This is a genomic window from Nonlabens sp. SY33080 (assembly GCF_011784885.1).
In the GTDB taxonomy this organism is placed as follows: Bacteria; Bacteroidota; Bacteroidia; order Flavobacteriales; family Flavobacteriaceae; genus Nonlabens; species Nonlabens tegetincola.
Map to the genome: position 1 here is coordinate 847,399 of NZ_CP050461.1, position 20,506 is coordinate 867,904.

The following is a 20,506-nucleotide window of genomic DNA, read 5'->3' on the forward strand; positions in this document are numbered from 1 at the left end:
TTATACTTATTAAATTAACTTTCTTTTTCACTAGGATGACTAGAATGATGCGCTTCAATAATTCTGTCATCTTGAACTTTAAAAATACTAATAAAATAGCCTATAGGCATTTCTTCATTAGGATTTTCAAAGGTACGCACGTAAAGTGTGAATCGCGCAGCAACTTCGCTTTTATTATTTGCAAGAATATGAGTAACATCAGTTCTCATAACCTCGTAATTATCCGTATTTGACTTGTACAAGTCTAGGTAAGATTGATAATCGAACACATTGAATCCTGAACTGGAATGCCAGTATACTTTTAAATCTTTATGAAAAAATTCTGGGAATTGTGAACTATCTACAAATACCTGAGAATCTAAAAACGATTGAACTATTTTTTTTGCTGACACTTCTTATAATTTTTTGACTAAATTAGGCAACATTCTTAGGGCAGCCAACTCTTTAAACTTTTCTTTTGCATTAATTGCTGGTGAACCAAATACGGCCTCGCCTGGTTGAATGTCTTTAGACACTCCACTTTGTGCCATAACCTCACAACCTTCTCCTAGTTTAACATCGCTGCGCACACCTACCTGACCCCATAATTTTACGTTGTCCTCAATGATTACACAGCCCGCAATTCCTACTTGACTGGCTATAAGTACATGTCTACCCAAAACGGTATCATGTCCTATGTGAACCTGATTGTCCAACTTTGACCCATAACCAATAGTAGTATCGCCAGAGACACCTCTATCAATGGTACACAAAGCACCTATTTCAACTTGATCTTCAATGACTACTCTACCGTTACTCAATAGTTTGTCATATCCAGCTTCTCTCCTTTTATAATAAAAAGCATCTCCGCCTAAAACTGTACCAGCGTGTATAATAACATTATCACCTATGATACAACGATCGCCTATCGATACGTTGGCATGTATAACCGTGTTTTCACCTACGACTACCTCATTTCCTAGACTAGCTGTGGGATGAACTAATGCCGTGGTGGCTATTGTTGTGTTCGCTTTCGCGAAAGCGTTAAAAGGAACAAAATGTTGAGTCAACTTATTGAAATCCCTAAAAGGATCGTCTGATATTAGTAAGGCTTTTCCATCTGGACAATCCACTTTTTTGTTTATCAAAACAATGGTGGCTGCACTGTTTAATGCCTTATCGTAATATTTAGGATGATCAACAAATACAATATCTCCTGGAGTAACAACATGAATCTCGTTCATTCCTGTTACAGGAAAGTCTGCTGGCCCAACAAATTCACATTTGATCAGGTCAGCAATAAAATCTAGTCTATGAGTTTGATTGAATTTCACCTATTCCTTAATACGCTCGTGATAAGCTCCTTTTTCTGTATCGATTCTTATCTTATCACCTTCATTGATAAATAAAGGAACCATTACTCGTTCACCTGTTTCTACGGTAGCTGGTTTTGTAGCGTTTGTTGCTGTGTTACCTTTTACACCAGGCTCTGTCGCTGTAACTTCTAATATTACATATTGAGGCATATCAACTGAAAGTGGTGAGTCGTCCTCTGTATTAATTTGAATTTTCACATTTTCACCTTCTTTAAGAAGACCAGGAGCATCTAGACTACTTTCAGGTAGCTGGATTTGCTCATAGGTATCAGTATTCATAAAGTGGTAGGCCTCACCATCATTATACAAATACTGGAATGTATGAGTTTCAACACGGATTTCATCAATTTTATGACCTGCAGAAAAGGTATTATCGATAACCTTACCAGTAGTTACACTTTTAAGTTTTGTTCTTACAAACGCTGGTCCTTTACCAGGTTTTACGTGTAAAAATTCAATGATTTTATATATATCGTGATTATAACGTATACATAATCCTTTTCTAATGTCGCTTGTATTTGCCATATATTATTAATTGTTGCGCACGTATCCTCTCATGATACCTCGCTTAGAGTTTTTAATAAATTCTATAATTTCATCACGCTCGTTTGAAGCGCTCATTTCTGCCTCGATAATTTGAACCGCTTGTGAAACGTTATAGTTCTTTTGATATAAAATGCGATAGATATCTTGAATCTCTCGTATTTTTTCTAGTTCAAAACCTCGTCTTCTTAATCCTACTGAATTAATACCTACATAACTAAGAGGTTCTCTACCTGCTTTAACGTATGGTGGTACATCTTTACGCACCAACGATCCACCGGTAACAAATGCATGATTCCCTATTTGACAGAATTGTTGAACGGCCGCCATTCCCGCAAGCACCACGTGATCTCCTACGGTTATATGACCTGCGAGTGTACTGTTATTTGAGAAAATACAATTATCTCCTACAACACAATCATGTGCAATATGGCAATAAGCCATAATCCAACAATTTTTACCAATGATAGTTTTCATTTTATCACTAGTACCACGGTTAATCGTTACGCATTCTCTAATGGTAGTACCATCTCCTATGACAGTGGTAGTTTCTTCATCTTCAAACTTTTTATCCTGCGGTATTGCAGATATTACTGCTCCTGGAAAAATGCTTACATTTTTACCTATGCGGGCACCTTCCATGATAGTAACGTTTGATCCTATCCAGGAACCTTCACCTATTACTACATTGTTATGAATAGTAGCAAATGGTTCAATGACTACATTTTTTGCAATTTTTGCTCCTGGATGTACGTATGCTAAAGGTTGATTCATTTATTTTTCTTTTGAAATTTGAGCCATAAGCTCTGCTTCGGCACATAAAACGCCGTTTGCATAAGCATATGCTTGCATGTGAGCAATTCCTCTTCTTATAGGAGTAATTAGATCACATTTAAATATTAGGGTATCTCCAGGTACTACTTTACGTTTAAATTTAACGTTATCGATTTTCATAAAGAAAGTGAGGTAGTTTTCAGGATCTGGAACGGTGCTTAGAACTAATATACCACCATTTTGAGCCATTGCCTCTACTATAAGAACACCTGGCATTACCGGTTGTCCAGGAAAGTGACCTACAAAAAATGGTTCATTCATGGTCACATTCTTGAGTCCGATTACCTGACTATCAGTCAAGGTAAAAATTTTATCTACCAACAAGAATGGTGGACGGTGAGGTAACATAGCCATAATTTGATTGACGTCCATAAGTGGTGTTTGATTGACATCAATATCAGGTACATTTTCTCGAATATCCTTTTTTATAATCTTGGCCATTTTCTTTGCAAATTGAGTGTTAACAAAGTGACCTGGTTTTGTTGCAATAACTTTACCGCGTATTCTATAACCTATTAAAGCAAGATCACCGATTACATCTAATAATTTATGGCGTGCTGCCTCATTAGGGTGATGTAACTCTAGGTTATCTAAAATACCATTAGGTTTTACACTTATATTTTCCTTGTTGAACGCTTTTTTTAAGCTGTTCATAGTTTTCTCAGAAATCTCTTTATCTACATAAACTATCGCATTATTAAGATCACCACCTTGAATAAGTCCGTGATCCAGTAACATCTCTAATTCATGTAAAAAACTAAAGGTTCTTGCTTCTGATATTTCAGATTTAAAATCTGATAATTTTTCAAGAGTAGCATTTTGAGTACCTAATACTTTAGTACCAAAATCAACCATTGTGGTTACTTGGTATTTATCAGAAGGCATCAAAATAATCTCGCTACCTGTTTCCTCATCTTTGTAAGAAATGATTTCCTTGACTACAAATTCTTGACGTTTTGCATCTAATTCCTTGATACCAGCCTTTTCAAGAGCTTCAATAAAAAACTTAGAGGATCCATCCATAATTGGTGGTTCACTACTATTGATTTCTATAAGACAATTGTCAATTTCCAGTCCTACAAGGGCAGCAAGTACATGCTCACAAGTATTGATTTGCACTCCTCGTTTATCAAGGGTTGTTCCTCTTTTAGTATCAGTTACATAAGCAGCTAGCGCTTCAATAACTGGTTCTCCTTCAAGATCAACTCTTTGAAAGGCATAACCATGATCTGCCGGAGCTGGTTTAAATACTAGAGTTACTTCTTTACCTGTATGTAATCCTACACCAGATAAGGTGACCTCACGGTCGATTGTTGTTTGATTAATGTCTGTGACAGTCATAATGACTAACGTTTTTCTAGGTCAGTAATGCGTTTTTCGATTTTTGGCAAATTTTTGAAATACACATAGGAACGGTTCCAATCACCGTAATCAAAGGCTGGCGATCCTTGTATATTTGAATTTGATTTTATATTTCTTCCTACTCCACTTTGAGCTTGGATACCGACATTATCACCTATTGTGATATGCCCTACTATTCCTACTTGACCACCTATCCTGCAATTTTTACCTACCTTGGTAGAACCTGCAACGCCCGTTTGGGCTGCAATAACCGTATTTTCACCTATCTCAACATTGTGAGCTATTTGAATTTGGTTATCCAACTTGGCTCCTTTCCTTATTATAGTACTACCTAGAGTAGCCCTATCAATAGTTGAAAGAGCACCTACATCAACATGATCTTCAATAATTACATTACCTGTTTGTGGCACCTTACTATAAGTACCATCAGGATTAGGTGAAAAACCAAAACCATCGGCTCCTATCACACAACCAGAATTGATAACTACTCGATTACCGATTACACAATCTGATAATACTTGAGCCGACGAGAAAATTACAGAATGATCACCTATAGTAACGTTGTCACCTATATGTGATTGTGGAAAAATCTTTACTCCATCACCTATTTTTACATTCTCTCCTATGTAAGCAAAAGCACCTACATAGACATCATCACCTAGTTGTGCCGTTTCATGAATAAAACTAGGTTGTTCTATACCTGTTTTACTCATTTTGGCCATTTGGTAATATTCAAGCAATTTTGAAAAAGCCTTATAACTATCTTCAACCTTAATGAGTGTGGTGTCTACCGGCTGTTCTGGCAGGAAGTCTTTATTCACGATAACAGCACTGGCTTGTGTGTTATATATATAAGGAGTGTATTTAGGATTTGATAAAAAGGACAAGCTTCCTTTTTCTCCTTCCTCTATCTTGGATAATTTACTTAATTCTAGTTGTTCATCTCCATCTACGATTCCTTCTAGAATGTCAGCTATTTGTTGGACTGTAAACTTCATTGTGGCAAAAATAAGTAAACTAATGTAATATTAATCCCGTAGCAACAACATACTCATATTGTGTTATCCACAATAAAACAAATAATTACTTTGAATTATCATTTAATTTAGGATGACAGTAGTAATGTTTTTGAGCAACTTTGGTAAGAGCTTTGAAACTATCTTCTTTAGTTACTTTAAGTAATTCCTTAACCTTTCCTGTTTTGGTGAGAATTTTAATAGGGTTCGCTTTCGCGAAAGCGGTATGCTTAACCACTCCTTGAAAAACGAAATAACTAGCCTGATCCTCAGACAATTTATATTGCTTTTGAAGTTGAATAATTTTACTATTCAATTTCTTTTCTGAAACAGGAGCATCTCTAAACTTGACTTTGAGTAATTGTCTATTAAGAAGCATATTACTTAATTCCCTGAGCACAAAGTCCTCATGATCGACATTCATTTTAAGCGCAGTAAAAACATCAGTATCATCTAACCTTGCAAACATCTTTAAATCATGAGCACTAGCCTGATCAAAATTTTCTCTAGTAATAAAGTACTCGATACGGTCTGGTAATGCAACGGATATTTTAGACTCATACAATTCAACTAATCGCTTGAAAAAAGATTGTAATAAATGCTCGGCAGCGATCCCTGTTTTATGCAAATACACTTGCCAGTACATAAGCCTGCGCGAAGTCAAAAAATGCTCTATGCTATAAATACCCTTTTCTTCTACTACAAGCTCATCATTAACAACATTAAGCATCGCGATAAGCCTAGTACTGTTTATATTTCCTTCTGCAACTCCTGTATAAAAACTGTCTCGTTTAAGGTAATCCAGTCGATCCATATCTAATTGACTAGAGATTAATTGTAACATAAACGGTCGATGATACTCTCCTTTAAAAATTTTAATAGCAAGCGTTAAACTACCGTTAAACTCCTCGTTAAGAGCTTGCATAAAATTTAAAGATAGCTGCTCGTGAGTAACACCTTTAACGATCTTATATTCAAGAGCGTGAGAGAATGGTCCATGACCTATATCATGTAATAAAATGGTTTTATAAAGAGCATCCTCTTCCTTATCATCAATCACAACACCTTTAGATCGTAATACTTGGACTGCTTTTTGCATGAGATGCATGCATCCCAAGGCATGATGGAAACGAGTGTGATGAGCACCTGGGTAAACCAGATAACTTAATCCCATTTGTGTAATTCTACGCAACCTTTGAAAGTAAGGATGCTCAATTAACTGAAAGATCTCTCTACTAGGAATAGAAATAAATCCATAGATAGGATCGTTTAATATTTTAAGTTTGTTTTGTTGTTTCAAACGACAGGCATTTTAAAGCAAAGATACTAGTATGAATAATATCAAAATATTATGGGTAGATGACGAGGTAGATTTATTAAAACCTCACATACTCTTTTTAGAAAGTAAAGGTTACAAAGTTGATACTCGCGTGAGCGGCACAGAGGCCATTGAAGCTATTGATGAGGACAACTATGATATTGTTTTTCTTGATGAAAATATGCCTGGACTTACAGGTCTAGAAACTCTTACAGAGATAAAAGAAAAACAATCACAGCTTCCTGTCATCATGATCACTAAAAGTGAAGAGGAGTACATCATGGAAGAAGCAATAGGAGCAAAAATTGCTGACTATCTTATCAAACCTGTGAACCCTAATCAAATATTACTGTCGGTAAAAAAGAATTTGGATCACTCAAGGTTGATTAATGAGAAAACAACTAGTGATTACCAAAAAGAGTTTCAAAAAATATCAATGGAATTATCCATGATCAATTCCTATGAAGAATGGGTAAAGCTTTATCAAAAACTACTTTATTGGGAAATAGAATTAGAGGATATTGAGGATAGTGGTATGAGAGAAATATTAAATGCTCAAAAGACCGAAGCAAATCATCAGTTTTGCAAATTTATCGATCGTAATTATCCAGAATGGTTTGAAGATGAAGAAGAAGCTCCTTTATTAAGTCATCAATTATTTAGGAAAAAGGTTGTTCCTACTTTAAAAAACAAGGAACAGGTTTTATTTGTGGTTATTGACAATTTAAGGTATGATCAATATAAAGCTTTTGAAGGGCTAGTTAACAATCATTATAAAAAACAACAAGAAGAAACATACTGCTCCATTTTACCTACAGCCACTCAATACGCTAGAAATGCCATATTTAGTGGTTTAATGCCTGAAGATATGAAGAAACGTCATCCAGAATATTGGAAAGATGATACTGATGAAGGCGGTAAAAATATGCACGAGGCAGACTTTCTAGAAGCTCAGTTAAAAAGATTAAGATTAGATGTAAGTTGGCAATATCATAAAATCACCAACGAAAATAACGGGAGAAAACTTGCAGATAATTTTAAATCTCAAAAAGATAACGACCTTACCGTTGTGGTCTACAACTTCGTCGATATGCTCTCTCATTCTAAAACTGAAATGGAGGTTATAAAAGAACTCGCTAGTAATGACAAAGCATACCGTTCCTTAACCTTAAGTTGGTTCAAAAATTCACCTTTACTAGAAATCATACAACGTGCGCAGCAATTGGGTATGAAACTAATCCTAACCACTGACCACGGTACGATAAATGTGACAACACCTAGTAAAGTAATTGGTGATAAGAATACGAGTTTGAATTTGAGATACAAAACAGGTCGTAGTTTAACATATGAAGACAAAGATGTTCTGGCAGCTCAAGACCCAGCTACTATAAAACTTCCTAAGATCAACATGAGTAGTAGTTTCATTTTTGCCAAAGGAGATTTATTTTTTGCTTACCCTAATAATTACAATCACTACGTGAGTTATTACCGTAATACATATCAACACGGTGGTGTGTCTATGGAAGAAATGTTAATACCAGTAGCAACTTTTGAACCTAGATAATGGAATACGCATATACTTTAGATACCGTTAACCAGGCTGCCAAAAAACTATTAAGAGACCTTAATATAGAACAATCCGTTTTTAATCGTTTTATTATAATTTGTTTTGAAGCAGAAATGGGTTCAGGCAAAACAACTTTGATAAAAGAATTGTGCAAAGTACTTAAATCGAAAGATGAGATATCTTCACCGACATTTTCACTGGTAAACGAATATAAGTGCCCATTCGGCGATATTTTTCATTATGACCTGTACCGAATTAACCAAACAGAAGAGTTGCTCGATCTAGGAATGGAAGATTATATCGACAAAATAGGTATTCATTTTATAGAATGGCCACAGGTAGCAAAGCCTTTATTAACTGATTTTAAAACAGTTACAATTAATTTTGTAGATTTTAACTCTAGAACGTTTAACATATATTAAAAAATTTTAATTGAACTTTAGATAAATTGTACTTTATCGATATGCAACACATAAACTATATAACGATTTTTTACTTTCGTTAAACTTTTTTATCATGTAGGAGTTTGGTTACACGATAAAGTGATTCTACATTTGAATCATCTTAATTGAAAACCTAACTATTTAAAACCCTACATTATGAAATCAAGAAAGATTCAAGCCTTCGCATTTTTAGCATTATTCACAGTATCATTAGCTGGTGCAGCTGTACAGTTCACTCCAGATACTGCTAAAGAAGAAACTTCTAAAACTTCTAAAGAAATCAAGAAGAAGCGTCTAGGTGAAGTATTAAACAGAGAAAACTTAAGATGGTTATAGTACTATCTACTCTTTTATAAAAAAATCGGTTACTGAATAAGTAACCGATTTTTTTTTGAATTACTTTTTTTTGACTAATTTGCAGCAACTAGTCATTAAACCTATAAATGTCCAACAACTCTACCAATAAGAAAAGAAAGGTATTAGGTGGTAATATCATTATCGTCTTTCTTGCAAGTCTACCTTATCTTTTTCATTTCTATCAATTTGTTGATGCAGAAGATTATGTTGATTCAGATTTCGTAAACTCTCTTACTGAACCATTTGGAGGAGATCTCTATGTTGCACTTTGGGTGTTTTTTCAAAAACTATTTCCTTTTTTAATAACCTTAATTTGGTTTTTAACCTGTAAACATTGGTGGTATCATGCCATATTAATACCTATGGGAATGTATGCCATACAAGTATATACTGTATTAGACCCATCTATTGAGTTTGTAGATCAAAGAGACTTATATTTTATGGTACCCGTAGTTATAGGTGCCATCTTTTTAAGTTATACAGCAAGAGACATCGTGAGAGCAAGACTTGATGAACAAGGTTCTAAATTAGACGAGGAAATGCACAAGCCATCCGATAAGTGGATCTAATAGTTTTTATCATATGTCTAATATCTCTACACCTTTTACAAAAGACCAACTTATACCTCAAGAGGAGCGATTAGAAATTACTAGAACTAGTAGAGATTTAATCATAGGTATACCTAAAGAAAATCAAGAAATTGAAAGAAGGATTTGTCTCACTCCCGATGCTGTTGCTGCAATTACAGCACACGGACATAAAATAATTATAGAAAAAGGTGCAGGATTAGGAAGTAATTTTACCGATCAAGATTACATAAATGCTGGTGGAGAAATCACATCAGACAAAAATAAAGTCTTTTCTTGTCCCATGGTACTCAAAGTTGCTCCACCATCTTTAGATGAGATAGACTTATTAAAGCCTAATGCAACTTTGTTTTCTGGTCTTCAATTAAAAACTAGAAGTAAAGCATATTTCAAAAAACTTGCCTCAAAAAAAATCACAGCTCTTGCTTACGAATTCATAACCGATGAATCGGGAAGATTTACAGCCGTAAATGCGCTTAGGGAGATATCAGGAATTGCATCAGTATTGATAGCTTCGGAGCTACTAGCAACTGGATCAAATAGAACCGGTCAGTTATTTGGTAATATTACAGGTGTTCCTCCTGTTGACGTTGTAATTCTAGGAGCTGGTGTAATAGGTGAATTTGCCGCAAGAACAGCTCAAGGTCTAGGTGCCACGATAAAGGTTTTTGATAATTCCATTACCAATTTGAGGAGAATTCAGGATCGTGTAGGTAATCATATCTATACGTCCACTATTCAACCTAAATATTTAGCCAAAGCCTTGCGTCGATGTGACGTTACTATTGGAGCATTAAGTGGTGAAGATCGTACACCTGTGGTAGTATCACAGCCTATGGTGGAAAATATGAAATCGGGTGCTGTAATCATTGATACAAGTATCGATATGGGTGGATGTTTTGAAACCAGTGAATTAACAACTCACTCCTCGCCTACCTATGATAAATTTAATATTACACATTATTGTGTACCTAATTTACCTAGTAGATATAGTCGTACAGCAACGATCTCCCTAAGTAATATCTTTACACCTTATCTTCTTAATATCGGTGGTGATGGTGGTATTGAACACACATTACGAACCGATAAAGGTTTAAAATGTAGCGTTTATTTATACCACGGTATTCTTACAAATAAATCCGTTGGACAATGGTATGACTTACCACATAGCGATGTAAATTTGCTCATCTTTTAAATAAGTTATGAGAAAAATAAGACGATGGGGACTGTACATGAGTGGATTTGCAATTGGAATGGTCTTTCTGTTATTTTTTTGGACAGGAAAACGCACTCAATGCACTTGGATGCCCGAATCTAGAGTGATAAATGATATAGGTAAAAAATCTATAAGATTGTCCCCAGAAGTTAGAGAATTACTTAAAAGTGAACAATTAGACACGTTAAGTATCCAGCTTATTCTTAAATATGGTAATGTTGATTTTTCAAAATCAAATACAGATACAATTCCTTGTAATTTTTATCATATTTCTGGTAGAGAAGATTTAAAAAACACCGCACTTTGGGTGCGCAACTGTGATCGTTTTGCAAGAGTAGAAAAAGTTATAACTACAACGGAGTAGAAACTTATCTTTTAAAATTGGGATGTATTTATTACGCTTTCGCGAAAGCGTAGATCAAATAACAAAGTACTTTGATAAAACCTTAATAAAATAGGCCTAAATTATACTGTCAATTCTAAGGCTCATTTCTTATTTTTGCTACAAATTATTAATTGACATTAAATTCTATATATGAATCTTCACGAATATCAAGGAAAAGAAATACTCGCTGGATACGGTGTAACTGTTCAAAGAGGTAAAGTAGCAACTACTGCTGCAGAAGCTGTAGAAGCAGCAAAAGCACTTACCGAAGAAACCGGAACTGGATGGCATGTAATTAAAGCACAAGTTCACGCTGGTGGTCGCGGTAAAGGTGGTGGAGTTAAACTTGCAAAAAACTTAGATGAAGTTAATGAAATTGCAGGTCAAATTATAGGAATGGACTTAGTTACTCCTCAAACTCCGCCAGAAGGAAAAAGAGTTCACCAGGTCCTTGTAGCTGAAGATGTTTACTATCCTGGAGACAGTGAACCAGAAGAGTTTTACATGTCTGTTTTATTAGATCGTGCAGCTGGTAAAAATATGATCATGTATTCTACAGAAGGTGGAATGGACATTGAAACTGTTGCTGAAGAAACTCCACACTTAATTTTTACTGAAACTATTGATCCTGCTCACGGTTTACAAGGTTTCCAAGCTAGAAGAATAGCTTTTAACCTAGGTCTAAGTGGTAAAGCGTTCAAAGAAATGACAAAATTTGTCAATGCTCTTTACAACGCCTATGTAGGTTCTGATTCTTCTTTATTTGAAATCAACCCTGTATTAAAAGCAAGTGATGACCGCATAATCGCTGTAGACTGTAAAATTTCTCTTGATGAAAACGCGCTTTATCGTCACAAAGACATCGCAGAGATGCGAGACACTCGTGAAGAAAATGCAACCGAAGTAGAAGCTAAAGCAGTTGGTCTTAACTATGTAGATCTTGATGGTAACGTAGGTTGTATGGTAAATGGTGCTGGACTAGCAATGGCTACCATGGACTTAATTAAAATGGCTGGTGGAGAACCAGCAAACTTTCTTGACGTAGGTGGTACTGCAGATGCTAAACGTGTAGAGGAAGCTTTTAGAATTATTCTTAAAGATCCAGCAGTAGAAGCTATCCTAGTTAATATCTTTGGTGGTATTGTAAGATGTGATAGAGTAGCACAAGGAATTGTTGACGCTTACAAAAATATGGGTGATGAAATCAATGTGCCTATCATCGTAAGATTGCAAGGTACTAACGCAGAAATCGCTAAGGAATTGATAGATAACTCTGGACTAGACGTACAGAGTGCAGTTGAATTCCAAGAAGCTGCAGATAAAGTACAGCAAGTACTAGCTTAAATTTTCATAAATGCACATAAAAAAACCGCCTTTTAAAGGCGGTTTTTTTATGTGCTGTTTTTTAAGAATTAAACGAAAACGATATAGTCTTTACGCAATTCCAGCAACGATGGTTTTAATTTTATCATATTCTTGATAATTTATTCCTTCTTTTGAGATATTTCTATTTAATTACTATAATCCAATTCTACAATACTGAATTATATGTTTGATTTATAGGGACTTAATAATTTTACCAATAGAATTGAATTGAAATTTTCTTTATTATCTATTAATCTGATTTGAAGTACTCCTAATTTTAAAACCTTAATTCAATACGTTTTAAGAATGGGAAAAAAATGGAACTTTATCATTTTACTTGTACTTATTATTATCTCACTTATTTTGGGAGAACCTTATGAGATAGAGGAATTAAGTACTCAAATTGATACGGGTGATACTGCATGGATGTTAGTTGCTAGTGCGTTTGTATTACTTATGACTCCTGGACTAGCTTTTTTCTATGGTGGAATGGTTAACAAGAAAAATGTGATTTCCACGATGTTACAAAGTTTTATTGCCTTAGGTATTGTGAGTGTTCTTTGGGTGATTGTTGGATTCAGTCTAGCCTTTGGTGATAGTATTGGAGGAATAATAGGTAACCCAATGACTTATTTCAATTTTAAAAATGTAACTCTATCACCTAATCCAAATTTTGGTTCTACTATTCCCTTTTTGTTATTCGCCTTTTTTCAATTAAAATTTGCCATTATCACTCCTGCTCTTATTACTGGTAGTTTTGCTGGTAGAATAAGATTTAGATCTTACATCCTTTATATTGTTCTGTTCATCTTATTTATCTATACCCCATTAGCTCACATGACTTGGCATCCGGATGGATTGTTAAGAAATCTAGGTGTACTAGATTTTGCAGGCGGGACAGTCGTTCATATGAGCGCTGGATTTGCTGCACTTGCTGGTGCAGTTTTCTTAGGTAAACGTAAAAAGATTACACACGAGACTACTAACACGGCTTACATCATTTTAGGAACAGCTTTATTATGGTTTGGCTGGTTTGGTTTTAACGCAGGATCTGCTCTAGGTGTAAATATGGATACGGTAATATCATTTGCAAATACAAATCTTGCAAGTGCCACCGCTATGATTACTTGGGTTTTTTATGACAGATTTTCTGGCCGCAAGATGAGTGCTTTAAATGCGTGTATTGGAGCTATAGTAGGATTAGTAGCCATAACTCCAGCAGCTGGATTTGTATCACTTAGTCAGTCTATTTTTATAGGATTTATCGCAGCACTAATAAGTAATTGGGCTATTAGATTTAAAAACAAAACCGATCTTGATGATACACTAGACGTTTTTCCTTCTCACGGTGTAGGTGGTGTTGTAGGAATGATCCTTACAGCTGTTTTTGCCAAAGAAGTTGGGCTGATTTATGGAGAGACAACTACTTTTACATGGCATATGATATCTCTTGTAGGCGTTTCTATATTTACGTTTGCTGGCAGCTGGATATTATATTGGATAGTAAATAAAATAATCCCATTAAGAGTGAGAGAAGATCAAGAAAAGAGAGGACTAGACGCTTCACAACATGGTGAAACCTATTCTTAGAATTGTAAATTTTACAAATAGTTAACTAATTATTCTCATTAAATTTAATGGGTTACGCTAGAACTATTTTACTTTTATTCTAGTAAAATGTTGCGTTATGGAAAAGGAAAAACAAGAACTATTAAGTCGCTACAATACTTGTAATCTTGGACTTTCAAGACAATTAAACTATCTAAGAAAAAAATCTATAGAAGCTAGAAGTTATTTTCCTATTTTTCGAAATAGGAAACTATCAAATTCCTAAATTTTACTTAGATCAGATATCTTTGTGCATCTACATTATTATGGATGCTCAACATTTTTTAGTTTATAAACCGTTCCGCATGGTGAGTCAATTTCTCACTAATGATGGAAAACAAAAAAGAAAAAGGTTTTTAAAAGAGTTGGGCTCGTTTCCCAATAACATAATGGCAATAGGTAGACTAGATGAAAAGACTGAAGGTTTACTTTTACTAACCACTTGTGGCAAAACAAGTGATATTATCAACAGATCAAAACTATGGTCAAAAACCTATCACGCTCAAGTAGATGGGAAGATAACTCAATCCGTAATAGAACAATTAAAACATGGCGTAGTTATTACCGTAAACGGTAAACCTTATACCACAAATCCATGTGAAGCTGCTTTAAGCCAAGAACCAGATTACAATTTAACTCATACCTATATTAGAGACGAAAAACACGGTCCTACAAGTTGGATTTCTATCACATTAAACGAAGGAAAGTTTAGACAGGTAAGAAAAATGTGTAGCAAGGTAGGTTTTCCTGTTTTAAGACTTGTACGCACACAAATAGGCCCATTTCAATTAAATGATGTTAAAAATCAAAAGGTAATTGATGTAACTGATCGTCTGGAAACTATTCTTTTAGAACAACAAGCAAAGCTTTAACACCAGAAGCAAGATTCCATTCATTTTTTTGAATAACCTCACCTTTATCGTTCATCACTACAAACTCTGCCGTATTAGGACCTGACTCACCTTGATTAAGAGCTTCTATCTCTATTTTATTAAATCCTTGCTTAAGCGGAATTCGTACACCTTGGTAAGCATATTTTAAATAAATCTTCTCAATTACCACCTTATCATCTACCCATATACGTACTAGATCGCCATCTTGATAACCATGATCTCTACACATCAATTTTATGATGGTTTCCCCAGTTCTTATTTCCCCTAGAAAGGTATCGCTTACAAAACCTGGTCCCATGGGTGCATCTTGTTTAAGCTTTGTCTTTTCTTTAAATTTAATACCTGGATTAGTAAGGTCTGTTTCCTGTCTCAGATTAATTTTGGGTTCCTTTTTAGGTCTTTTCAATACAGTAGACTCCTCATTTTCTGGAAATAATAAACTTCCTCCTGATTCCGTTTCTGGAACAGGTTTAATTTTTTTATTAGTCGACTCCGGTAATTCCTGTGCATTTAGTACATAAGGAACCGCGACTAATAACAATAAAAATAGGAATCTTCTCATAACAATTAAATACCAAAAACCTTGCCTTTTTTTAAAGGTAAGGTTTTTAGTCTTTTAATCACCAACACTTTACGTTAATAAAGTTAATTAGTTTTAAAATTGAGAACCAACGCGTTCAATTTTAGCTCCAATAGCTTTAAGTCTAGAGTCAATATTTTGATATCCACGATCAATCTGTTCAATGTTATGGATAGTACTAGTTCCTTTGGCACTTAGTGCGGCGATTAATAAAGATATCCCAGCCCTAATATCTGGACTTGTCATTGTTGTCGCTTTTAAAGAGGACTTAAAATCATGACCTATCACACTCGCTCTATGAGGATCGCAAAGAATTATTTTTGCTCCCATGTCGATTAATTTGTCTGTAAAGAAAAGTCTACTTTCAAACATTTTTTGATGAATAAGAACACTACCGCGAGCTTGCGTGGCTACTACAAGAACAATACTCAATAAATCTGGGGTAAAACCTGGCCATGGAGCATCAGAAATAGTTAAGATACTACCATCTATATAGTTTTGTATTTCATAACCATTTTCATGAGCAGGAATATGAATATCATCTCCTACTCTATTTATCGTTATACCTAATTTTCTAAAAGTATCTGGAATTATTCCCAGCTCATCATAAGCTACATTTTTGATAGTAATTTCACTTTTTGTCATGGCAGCAAGACCTATCCAACTTCCAATTTCAATCATATCAGGTAGGATTCGGTGTTTAGTTCCTCCTAATTTTTCAACTCCCGTAATTTTTAATAGATTGGATCCTATCCCATCTATTTTGGCACCCATGCGCACAAGCATGTTACATAATTGTTGTAAGTAAGGCTCGCAAGCCGCGTTGTAAATAGTTGTGACACCTTTAGCTAGTACGGCTGCCATGACAATGTTTGCAGTTCCAGTCACCGATGCCTCATTTAATAACATATAAGTCCCATGCAACTCTTCGGCCTCAACCCCATAAAAGTATTCTTCTCTATTGTATCTAAAAGTAGCTCCCAGTTTTATAAAGCCTTCAAAATGAGTATCTAATCTACGTCTTCCTATCTTATCACCACCTGGTCTAGGAATGTATCCTTTACCAAATCTAGCGAGCAATGGACCTACTAGCATAATGGAACCTCTTAATCCTCTTCCTTGAATTTTATAATCTTCAGATTGAAGAAAATCTAAATTGATTTCATCGGCTTGAAAGGTATAGGAGTCTGAACTGTTTTTTGTGACTTTTACACCTAGATTATTTAATAGAGCTATTAATTTATTTACATCAATAATATCAGGAACATTATCAATACGTACAGGTTCATCAGTAAGCAATACAGCACATAAAATTTGAAGTGCTTCATTTTTGGCTCCTTGCGGTTGTATGTCTCCTTTTAATTGGTGTCCTCCTTCTATTATAAATGTTCCCATATTTTAATTCTTCTATTTCAGTAAAAATAAGTCGATAGAATTATATAACTAATAGATTTTTAATCAAGTTTACACTTTTAGTTAACAGTAAAAGGTGAATCATTTTTACGCTTTCGCGAAAGCGAATCAATAAAAACACTCTTTTAATCGTATTTTCACACCTTTAATCTACTAATTTTTTTAACAATTAATATTTTTGAATTCCTTTCACCATAAATCGTAATTTTAAAAACAAATCAAATTAATAAACAATGGCTTCAATTTTAGATCTTTTACAATCTGACCTAGGTCAGACTTTGATACAAGGCGCATCTCAAAAAACAGGACAACCAGCAGATAAAACTGCCAATGTACTTTCACAGGCTATGCCTTTGATACTGGGCGCGATGCAACGTAATGCAAGTACTCCTGAAGGGGCAGCTGCTTTAAATAATGCGCTAGAAAATCCTAAACATAGCTCTGGCGGTGTTCTCGATATGCTAGGAGGAATTTTTGGTGATGGTCCAGGTTCTCCAGACGAGTTAGAGAATGACGGTGCTGGAATATTGGGACATGTTCTAGGTGCTAAACAACCTAGAATTGAATCTGCATTATCACAATCTAGTGGGATGGACATGCAGTCGGTAAGTAAAATTATAAAAATTGCAGCTCCTATTTTAATGGGTATGCTAGGTAAGCAAAAACAGACTTCTCAAACGCAATCGAATGGTATAGGTGATTTACTAGGATCTGTTTTGGGACAATCTGGATCACATGATCAATCATTTATTGAAACTTTATTAGACAGTGATGGCGATGGAAGCATTGTTGACGATGTGGCCGGAATGGTGCTAGGTGGCAATAAGAAAAAAGGTGGTCTAGGTGGACTTCTAGGTGGACTATTTGGAAAATAAATCCCTAACTATTTCTCATAATTAAGCCCTACTTTTATAAGTAGGGCTTTTTTACTCAATAAAATGCAGTCTTTACTAAATGGTACTTTAATAGCTATATAGTTTCTATCATTTTTGTTTTAAATTATTACCATGAAAAATATTATAACAACACTAGGGCTAATAGCAATTCTTATATCTTGTAGTGCTTTAAAAGAATCAAATCACGTAAAGAATAATAAAAATGTTATTACTAACGATACCATACGTATTGCCAATGATAGCCTGGACTATGAAATAATAATTATTGAACCAGGATTTTATGGATGGCTGGGTACACAACCACAAAGAGGATATTACACCCAATCCTCAATGGAAATTACTAATCAATTTAAAGTAAGGGAATATAATTTAAGAGTTCTTAATCCGACAAGATTTGATCCTAACCTGTACGTATGGAGAATCGACTATGAAAGTAAAATTGATTATGGGTATGAAGTAAATTGGTTGCTATATAACTACTTCCTATTCTTTGAAAAAAAGTATAATCAAAAATTGATGTAAGCCTTAACTTTGCTCCCATGAATAGAATAAAAAGCAATTGGGATATAGAGAAAAATTGGCAACTTATTTATATCGTATTAGGTGTAGTTGGATTATTATTTAGTGGATACTTTGTAGCTATAAATTTGATACCAAATATATTTGAAGATGCTATTTATGAATTTGTATTTGTCTGTTGTGTTACCTTAATACTTGCCTATTTGTTTTACAGATTGTGCTTGTACTTTTTTGGAAAATTGTATGACAAATGGGGTATAACAAAAAAATACCGCATGGTAGCGATATTTATTGTTTTTGCAATTACAGGATCCTTATCTGCGAGACTTTCAAATCCATTATTGCATTATATTGGACTAGATCAATTATCCAAATGGATATACTGGCCTGCCAGACTGCTCATCATTTTTCCTATCTACCAAATATTATTAGTAGCCATGGGATGGCTTTTTGGTCAATTTGAATTTTTCTGGTGGTTTGAAAAGAAAATGCTTAGCAGGTTCGGTATAAAACTTTAATTACCTAATTCAACGAGATTTTCAAAGTACTGATATAATTGTCCTTTTGTTATTACTGCTCCAGATTCAATAATTTTAAATTTATCCTCATTTGGAAATTCTCCGTAAGCTTTTGTAGCAGTGAATAGTTTAACTGATTCATCCAGTAAATTATCTTGCAACCATTTATATCCTTCGGTAGTGGTAATGTCAATTTCTTTATTACCTATAATGATAGATATAAGACTCATTTCCTTTTCGCCTGTGTGAAAAAGATTCATTGATTGGGCCGATATGTGTTCTAGGTATTCTGCTTTATTTAATACACCTTCCCAAACTAGATCAGAAAACACATCAATCTCTTGTTCTGCAACATGAGGCTGAGTATTTTTTATATCATCCCATTCTTTTTTATCAATGGACTGAGCAGCAAGAAAATTAATAAATTCCTCGTGCATTTCTTCCAACTGTTCTTTTGTGAGTCTACGGTATTTCATAAAAAGACTTATTAAAAAAGCCGTTTCAATAAATTGAAACGGCTTTTATGTTATTAATTTGAAAGATTACTTTGCTTCAACTACGTTAAAACTAAAGTTAGACTGTACTTCTCTGTGGAAACGTACAGTTGCCTCGTATGGGCCTAATCTTTTGATACTACCACCTGCAATAGAGATGAATTTCTTATCGATTTCTATACCTTCTTTAGCAAGATAGTCTGAAACATCTGCAGTAGTTACAGAACCGAATAATTTATCACCATCACCAGTTTTAGCCGGGATACTCAATTCAAGAGCGTTTAATTTATCAGCTTGTGATTGTGCGTTCTTGATATTGTTTGCTTCTTTGTGAGCTCTTTGTTTAAGAGTTTCTGCTAATTGCTTCTTTGCACTAGCTGTAGCCATTACCGCAAGTCCATTTGGGATAAGGTAATTGCGACCATAACCAGGCTTAACAGTCACTACGTCATCTGTAAAACCTAAATGTTCTACGTCTTTCTTTAATATAAGTTCCATATTGTTAAACTGATTAATTATTTAAGTAAATCTCCTACGTAAGGCATTAATGCAAGGTGACGAGCTCTTTTTACTGCAACTGCCACTTTACGCTGATACTTTAAAGAAGTTCCTGTAAGACGTCTAGGTAATAACTTACCTTGTTCGTTTACAAATGAAAGTAAAAAATCAGCATCTTTGTAATCTATGTATTTAATACCGCTACGCTTAAAACGACAGTATTTTTTTCTAGATTGAGTTTCTATATTAAGAGGAGACAAGTAACGGATGTCACCATCTTTTTTACCTTTAGCTTGTTGTTGTAATGTTGCCATGATTAAGCTTTTTGTTTTTTAGACATTCTACTTCTTCTTTTCTCTGCCCACTCGATAGCATACTTATCAAGTTTCACAGTTAGATAACGCATAACGCGCTCATCACGACGGAATTCAACTTCAAAATCGTTGATTACCTCACCTTCAACTTGGAATTCAAAAAGAGAATAAAATCCACTTTTCTTGTTTTGGATTGGGTAAGCTAATTTTTTTAGTCCCCAATCTTCTTTTGATACCATTTTTGCTCCACGGCTAGTAAGGAAATCTTCGTATTTCTTTACTGCTTCCTTTACCTGATCTTCAGATAAAACGGGATTCAAAATGAAAACAGTTTCGTATTGATTCATATTAATTGTATTTAAACGGCTGCAAAAGTACACTTTTAATAATATTTATACAACTTGTTTTTATTCCTGCTTTAAAAA

Annotated in this window: 25 protein-coding genes; 12 read left to right on the forward strand and 13 right to left on the reverse strand. The window is 34.5% G+C overall.

The window, feature by feature from the left end; all coding sequences use genetic code 11:
• Positions 1 to 14: 14 nt before the first annotated feature.
• The 7 genes from HCN53_RS03885 to HCN53_RS03915 all read right to left on the reverse strand — a co-directional run bounded on the left by HCN53_RS03885 (position 15) and on the right by HCN53_RS03915 (position 6,410).
• Positions 15 to 392 carry a hypothetical protein gene (locus HCN53_RS03885; protein ID WP_060522385.1) on the reverse strand — a complete coding sequence of 126 codons (378 nt, stop codon included), beginning with the start codon at positions 390 to 392 and terminating at the stop codon, positions 15 to 17.
• Between the two features lie 3 nt (positions 393 to 395).
• Complete coding sequence (locus tag HCN53_RS03890; protein ID WP_167342099.1) at positions 396 to 1,313, reverse strand: UDP-3-O-(3-hydroxymyristoyl)glucosamine N-acyltransferase; 918 nt, start codon at positions 1,311 to 1,313, stop codon at positions 396 to 398.
• The gene (efp, locus tag HCN53_RS03895; protein WP_060522383.1) at positions 1,314 to 1,880 is read right to left on the reverse strand and encodes an elongation factor P; all 567 of its coding nucleotides are present in this window, start codon (positions 1,878 to 1,880) and stop codon (positions 1,314 to 1,316) included.
• A gap of 6 nt (positions 1,881 to 1,886) precedes the next feature.
• Complete coding sequence (gene lpxA / locus HCN53_RS03900; RefSeq protein WP_042279232.1) at positions 1,887 to 2,672, reverse strand: acyl-ACP--UDP-N-acetylglucosamine O-acyltransferase; 786 nt, start codon at positions 2,670 to 2,672, stop codon at positions 1,887 to 1,889.
• Positions 2,673 to 4,073: a bifunctional UDP-3-O-[3-hydroxymyristoyl] N-acetylglucosamine deacetylase/3-hydroxyacyl-ACP dehydratase gene (locus HCN53_RS03905; RefSeq protein WP_042279234.1), complete on the reverse strand. Its 1,401-nt coding sequence runs from the start codon at positions 4,071 to 4,073 to the stop codon at positions 2,673 to 2,675.
• Between the two features lie 5 nt (positions 4,074 to 4,078).
• Complete coding sequence (gene lpxD / locus HCN53_RS03910) at positions 4,079 to 5,092, reverse strand: UDP-3-O-(3-hydroxymyristoyl)glucosamine N-acyltransferase (RefSeq protein WP_167342100.1); 1,014 nt, start codon at positions 5,090 to 5,092, stop codon at positions 4,079 to 4,081.
• An 85-nt stretch (positions 5,093 to 5,177) separates the two neighbouring features.
• Positions 5,178 to 6,410, reverse strand: coding sequence for an HD domain-containing protein (locus HCN53_RS03915; protein ID WP_167342101.1), 1,233 nt, complete (start codon positions 6,408 to 6,410; stop codon positions 5,178 to 5,180).
• Positions 6,411 to 6,441: 31 nt separating this feature from the next.
• Here HCN53_RS03915 and HCN53_RS03920 point away from each other — a divergent pair, with 31 nt between their 5' ends.
• The 9 genes from HCN53_RS03920 to HCN53_RS03960 all read left to right on the forward strand — a co-directional run bounded on the left by HCN53_RS03920 (position 6,442) and on the right by HCN53_RS03960 (position 14,828).
• Positions 6,442 to 7,992 carry a response regulator gene (locus tag HCN53_RS03920; protein WP_167342102.1) on the forward strand — a complete coding sequence of 517 codons (1,551 nt, stop codon included), beginning with the start codon at positions 6,442 to 6,444 and terminating at the stop codon, positions 7,990 to 7,992.
• Complete coding sequence (gene tsaE / locus HCN53_RS03925) at positions 7,992 to 8,417, forward strand: tRNA (adenosine(37)-N6)-threonylcarbamoyltransferase complex ATPase subunit type 1 TsaE (RefSeq protein ID WP_167342103.1); 426 nt, start codon at positions 7,992 to 7,994, stop codon at positions 8,415 to 8,417. Before HCN53_RS03920 ends, tsaE begins: the two co-directional genes overlap by 1 nt.
• 177 nt (positions 8,418 to 8,594) lie before the next feature.
• Entirely contained in the window at positions 8,595 to 8,774 is a 180-nt protein-coding gene (locus HCN53_RS03930) for a hypothetical protein (RefSeq protein ID WP_042279245.1), read from the forward strand.
• 107 nt (positions 8,775 to 8,881) lie between these two features.
• Positions 8,882 to 9,364 (forward strand): hypothetical protein, encoded by a 483-nt coding sequence (locus HCN53_RS03935; RefSeq protein ID WP_042279246.1) that lies wholly within the window; start codon positions 8,882 to 8,884, stop codon positions 9,362 to 9,364.
• 13 nt (positions 9,365 to 9,377) lie between these two features.
• Complete coding sequence (locus HCN53_RS03940; RefSeq protein ID WP_167342104.1) at positions 9,378 to 10,577, forward strand: alanine dehydrogenase; 1,200 nt, start codon at positions 9,378 to 9,380, stop codon at positions 10,575 to 10,577.
• Positions 10,578 to 10,584: 7 nt separating this feature from the next.
• The gene (locus HCN53_RS03945; protein WP_105019142.1) at positions 10,585 to 10,962 is read left to right on the forward strand and encodes a hypothetical protein; all 378 of its coding nucleotides are present in this window, start codon (positions 10,585 to 10,587) and stop codon (positions 10,960 to 10,962) included.
• 171 nt (positions 10,963 to 11,133) lie between these two features.
• Entirely contained in the window at positions 11,134 to 12,327 is a 1,194-nt protein-coding gene (gene sucC / locus HCN53_RS03950; protein WP_060522378.1) for an ADP-forming succinate--CoA ligase subunit beta, read from the forward strand.
• 327 nt (positions 12,328 to 12,654) lie between these two features.
• Positions 12,655 to 13,938, forward strand: a complete 1,284-nt coding sequence (locus HCN53_RS03955) for an ammonium transporter (protein WP_167342105.1) — start codon at positions 12,655 to 12,657, stop codon at positions 13,936 to 13,938.
• 323 nt (positions 13,939 to 14,261) lie between these two features.
• Positions 14,262 to 14,828 (forward strand): pseudouridine synthase, encoded by a 567-nt coding sequence (locus HCN53_RS03960; protein WP_240919389.1) that lies wholly within the window; start codon positions 14,262 to 14,264, stop codon positions 14,826 to 14,828.
• On the opposite strand, the gene HCN53_RS03965 is transcribed toward HCN53_RS03960, so the two are convergent.
• Together HCN53_RS03965 and murA are read right to left on the reverse strand one after the other, a co-directional pair.
• Positions 14,797 to 15,411 (reverse strand): hypothetical protein, encoded by a 615-nt coding sequence (locus tag HCN53_RS03965; protein WP_052510373.1) that lies wholly within the window; start codon positions 15,409 to 15,411, stop codon positions 14,797 to 14,799. The two genes, HCN53_RS03960 and HCN53_RS03965, sit on opposite strands and share 32 nt — an antisense overlap.
• Before the next feature lie 93 nt (positions 15,412 to 15,504).
• Entirely contained in the window at positions 15,505 to 16,824 is a 1,320-nt protein-coding gene (murA, locus tag HCN53_RS03970; RefSeq protein WP_167342106.1) for a UDP-N-acetylglucosamine 1-carboxyvinyltransferase, read from the reverse strand.
• Positions 16,825 to 17,075: 251 nt separating this feature from the next.
• Between murA and HCN53_RS03975 the strand changes: the two genes are divergently transcribed.
• The 3 genes from HCN53_RS03975 to HCN53_RS03985 all read left to right on the forward strand — a co-directional run bounded on the left by HCN53_RS03975 (position 17,076) and on the right by HCN53_RS03985 (position 18,775).
• Complete coding sequence (locus HCN53_RS03975; protein WP_167342107.1) at positions 17,076 to 17,717, forward strand: DUF937 domain-containing protein; 642 nt, start codon at positions 17,076 to 17,078, stop codon at positions 17,715 to 17,717.
• A gap of 132 nt (positions 17,718 to 17,849) precedes the next feature.
• A complete protein-coding gene (locus HCN53_RS03980; RefSeq protein WP_105019147.1) occupies positions 17,850 to 18,260 on the forward strand; it encodes a DUF6146 family protein in 411 nt (136 codons plus the stop codon).
• 17 nt (positions 18,261 to 18,277) lie between these two features.
• Positions 18,278 to 18,775, forward strand: a complete 498-nt coding sequence (locus HCN53_RS03985; protein ID WP_167342108.1) for a DUF6787 family protein — start codon at positions 18,278 to 18,280, stop codon at positions 18,773 to 18,775.
• On the opposite strand, the gene HCN53_RS03990 is transcribed toward HCN53_RS03985, so the two are convergent.
• From HCN53_RS03990 to rpsF, 4 genes are all read right to left on the reverse strand, one after another.
• Positions 18,772 to 19,251 (reverse strand): DUF6495 family protein, encoded by a 480-nt coding sequence (locus HCN53_RS03990; protein WP_042279260.1) that lies wholly within the window; start codon positions 19,249 to 19,251, stop codon positions 18,772 to 18,774. The genes HCN53_RS03985 and HCN53_RS03990 overlap by 4 nt on opposite strands.
• 66 nt (positions 19,252 to 19,317) lie before the next feature.
• Positions 19,318 to 19,767 carry a 50S ribosomal protein L9 gene (rplI, locus tag HCN53_RS03995; RefSeq protein ID WP_042279262.1) on the reverse strand — a complete coding sequence of 150 codons (450 nt, stop codon included), beginning with the start codon at positions 19,765 to 19,767 and terminating at the stop codon, positions 19,318 to 19,320.
• A 17-nt stretch (positions 19,768 to 19,784) separates the two neighbouring features.
• Positions 19,785 to 20,081, reverse strand: coding sequence for a 30S ribosomal protein S18 (gene rpsR / locus HCN53_RS04000; RefSeq protein WP_042279264.1), 297 nt, complete (start codon positions 20,079 to 20,081; stop codon positions 19,785 to 19,787).
• A 2-nt stretch (positions 20,082 to 20,083) separates the two neighbouring features.
• Positions 20,084 to 20,428: a 30S ribosomal protein S6 gene (gene rpsF / locus HCN53_RS04005; protein ID WP_042279266.1), complete on the reverse strand. Its 345-nt coding sequence runs from the start codon at positions 20,426 to 20,428 to the stop codon at positions 20,084 to 20,086.
• Positions 20,429 to 20,506 lie beyond the last annotated feature (78 nt).

Excerpts from the sequence above, each read along its gene's own strand:
- efp (WP_060522383.1), bottom strand. The coding sequence starts at position 1,880 with ATGGCAAATACAAGCGACATTAGAAAAGGATTATGTATACGTTATAAT.
- rpsR (WP_042279264.1), bottom strand. The coding sequence starts at position 20,081 with ATGGCAACATTACAACAACAAGCTAAAGGTAAAAAAGATGGTGACATC.
- tsaE (WP_167342103.1), top strand. The coding sequence starts at position 7,992 with ATGGAATACGCATATACTTTAGATACCGTTAACCAGGCTGCCAAAAAA.
- rplI (WP_042279262.1), bottom strand. The coding sequence starts at position 19,767 with ATGGAACTTATATTAAAGAAAGACGTAGAACATTTAGGTTTTACAGAT.
- HCN53_RS03985 (WP_167342108.1), top strand. The coding sequence starts at position 18,278 with ATGAATAGAATAAAAAGCAATTGGGATATAGAGAAAAATTGGCAACTT.
- HCN53_RS03955 (WP_167342105.1), top strand. The coding sequence starts at position 12,655 with ATGGGAAAAAAATGGAACTTTATCATTTTACTTGTACTTATTATTATC.
- lpxA (WP_042279232.1), bottom strand. The coding sequence starts at position 2,672 with ATGAATCAACCTTTAGCATACGTACATCCAGGAGCAAAAATTGCAAAA.
- sucC (WP_060522378.1), top strand. The coding sequence starts at position 11,134 with ATGAATCTTCACGAATATCAAGGAAAAGAAATACTCGCTGGATACGGT.
- murA (WP_167342106.1), bottom strand. The coding sequence starts at position 16,824 with ATGGGAACATTTATAATAGAAGGAGGACACCAATTAAAAGGAGACATA.
- HCN53_RS03975 (WP_167342107.1), top strand. The coding sequence starts at position 17,076 with ATGGCTTCAATTTTAGATCTTTTACAATCTGACCTAGGTCAGACTTTG.
- HCN53_RS03920 (WP_167342102.1), top strand. The coding sequence starts at position 6,442 with ATGAATAATATCAAAATATTATGGGTAGATGACGAGGTAGATTTATTA.
- HCN53_RS03935 (WP_042279246.1), top strand. The coding sequence starts at position 8,882 with ATGTCCAACAACTCTACCAATAAGAAAAGAAAGGTATTAGGTGGTAAT.
- rpsF (WP_042279266.1), bottom strand. The coding sequence starts at position 20,428 with ATGAATCAATACGAAACTGTTTTCATTTTGAATCCCGTTTTATCTGAA.
- HCN53_RS03940 (WP_167342104.1), top strand. The coding sequence starts at position 9,378 with ATGTCTAATATCTCTACACCTTTTACAAAAGACCAACTTATACCTCAA.
- HCN53_RS03905 (WP_042279234.1), bottom strand. The coding sequence starts at position 4,073 with ATGACTGTCACAGACATTAATCAAACAACAATCGACCGTGAGGTCACC.
- HCN53_RS03945 (WP_105019142.1), top strand. The coding sequence starts at position 10,585 with ATGAGAAAAATAAGACGATGGGGACTGTACATGAGTGGATTTGCAATT.
- lpxD (WP_167342100.1), bottom strand. The coding sequence starts at position 5,092 with ATGAAGTTTACAGTCCAACAAATAGCTGACATTCTAGAAGGAATCGTA.
- HCN53_RS03980 (WP_105019147.1), top strand. The coding sequence starts at position 17,850 with ATGAAAAATATTATAACAACACTAGGGCTAATAGCAATTCTTATATCT.
- HCN53_RS03990 (WP_042279260.1), bottom strand. The coding sequence starts at position 19,251 with ATGAAATACCGTAGACTCACAAAAGAACAGTTGGAAGAAATGCACGAG.
- HCN53_RS03930 (WP_042279245.1), top strand. The coding sequence starts at position 8,595 with ATGAAATCAAGAAAGATTCAAGCCTTCGCATTTTTAGCATTATTCACA.
- HCN53_RS03965 (WP_052510373.1), bottom strand. The coding sequence starts at position 15,411 with ATGAGAAGATTCCTATTTTTATTGTTATTAGTCGCGGTTCCTTATGTA.
- HCN53_RS03960 (WP_240919389.1), top strand. The coding sequence starts at position 14,262 with ATGGTGAGTCAATTTCTCACTAATGATGGAAAACAAAAAAGAAAAAGG.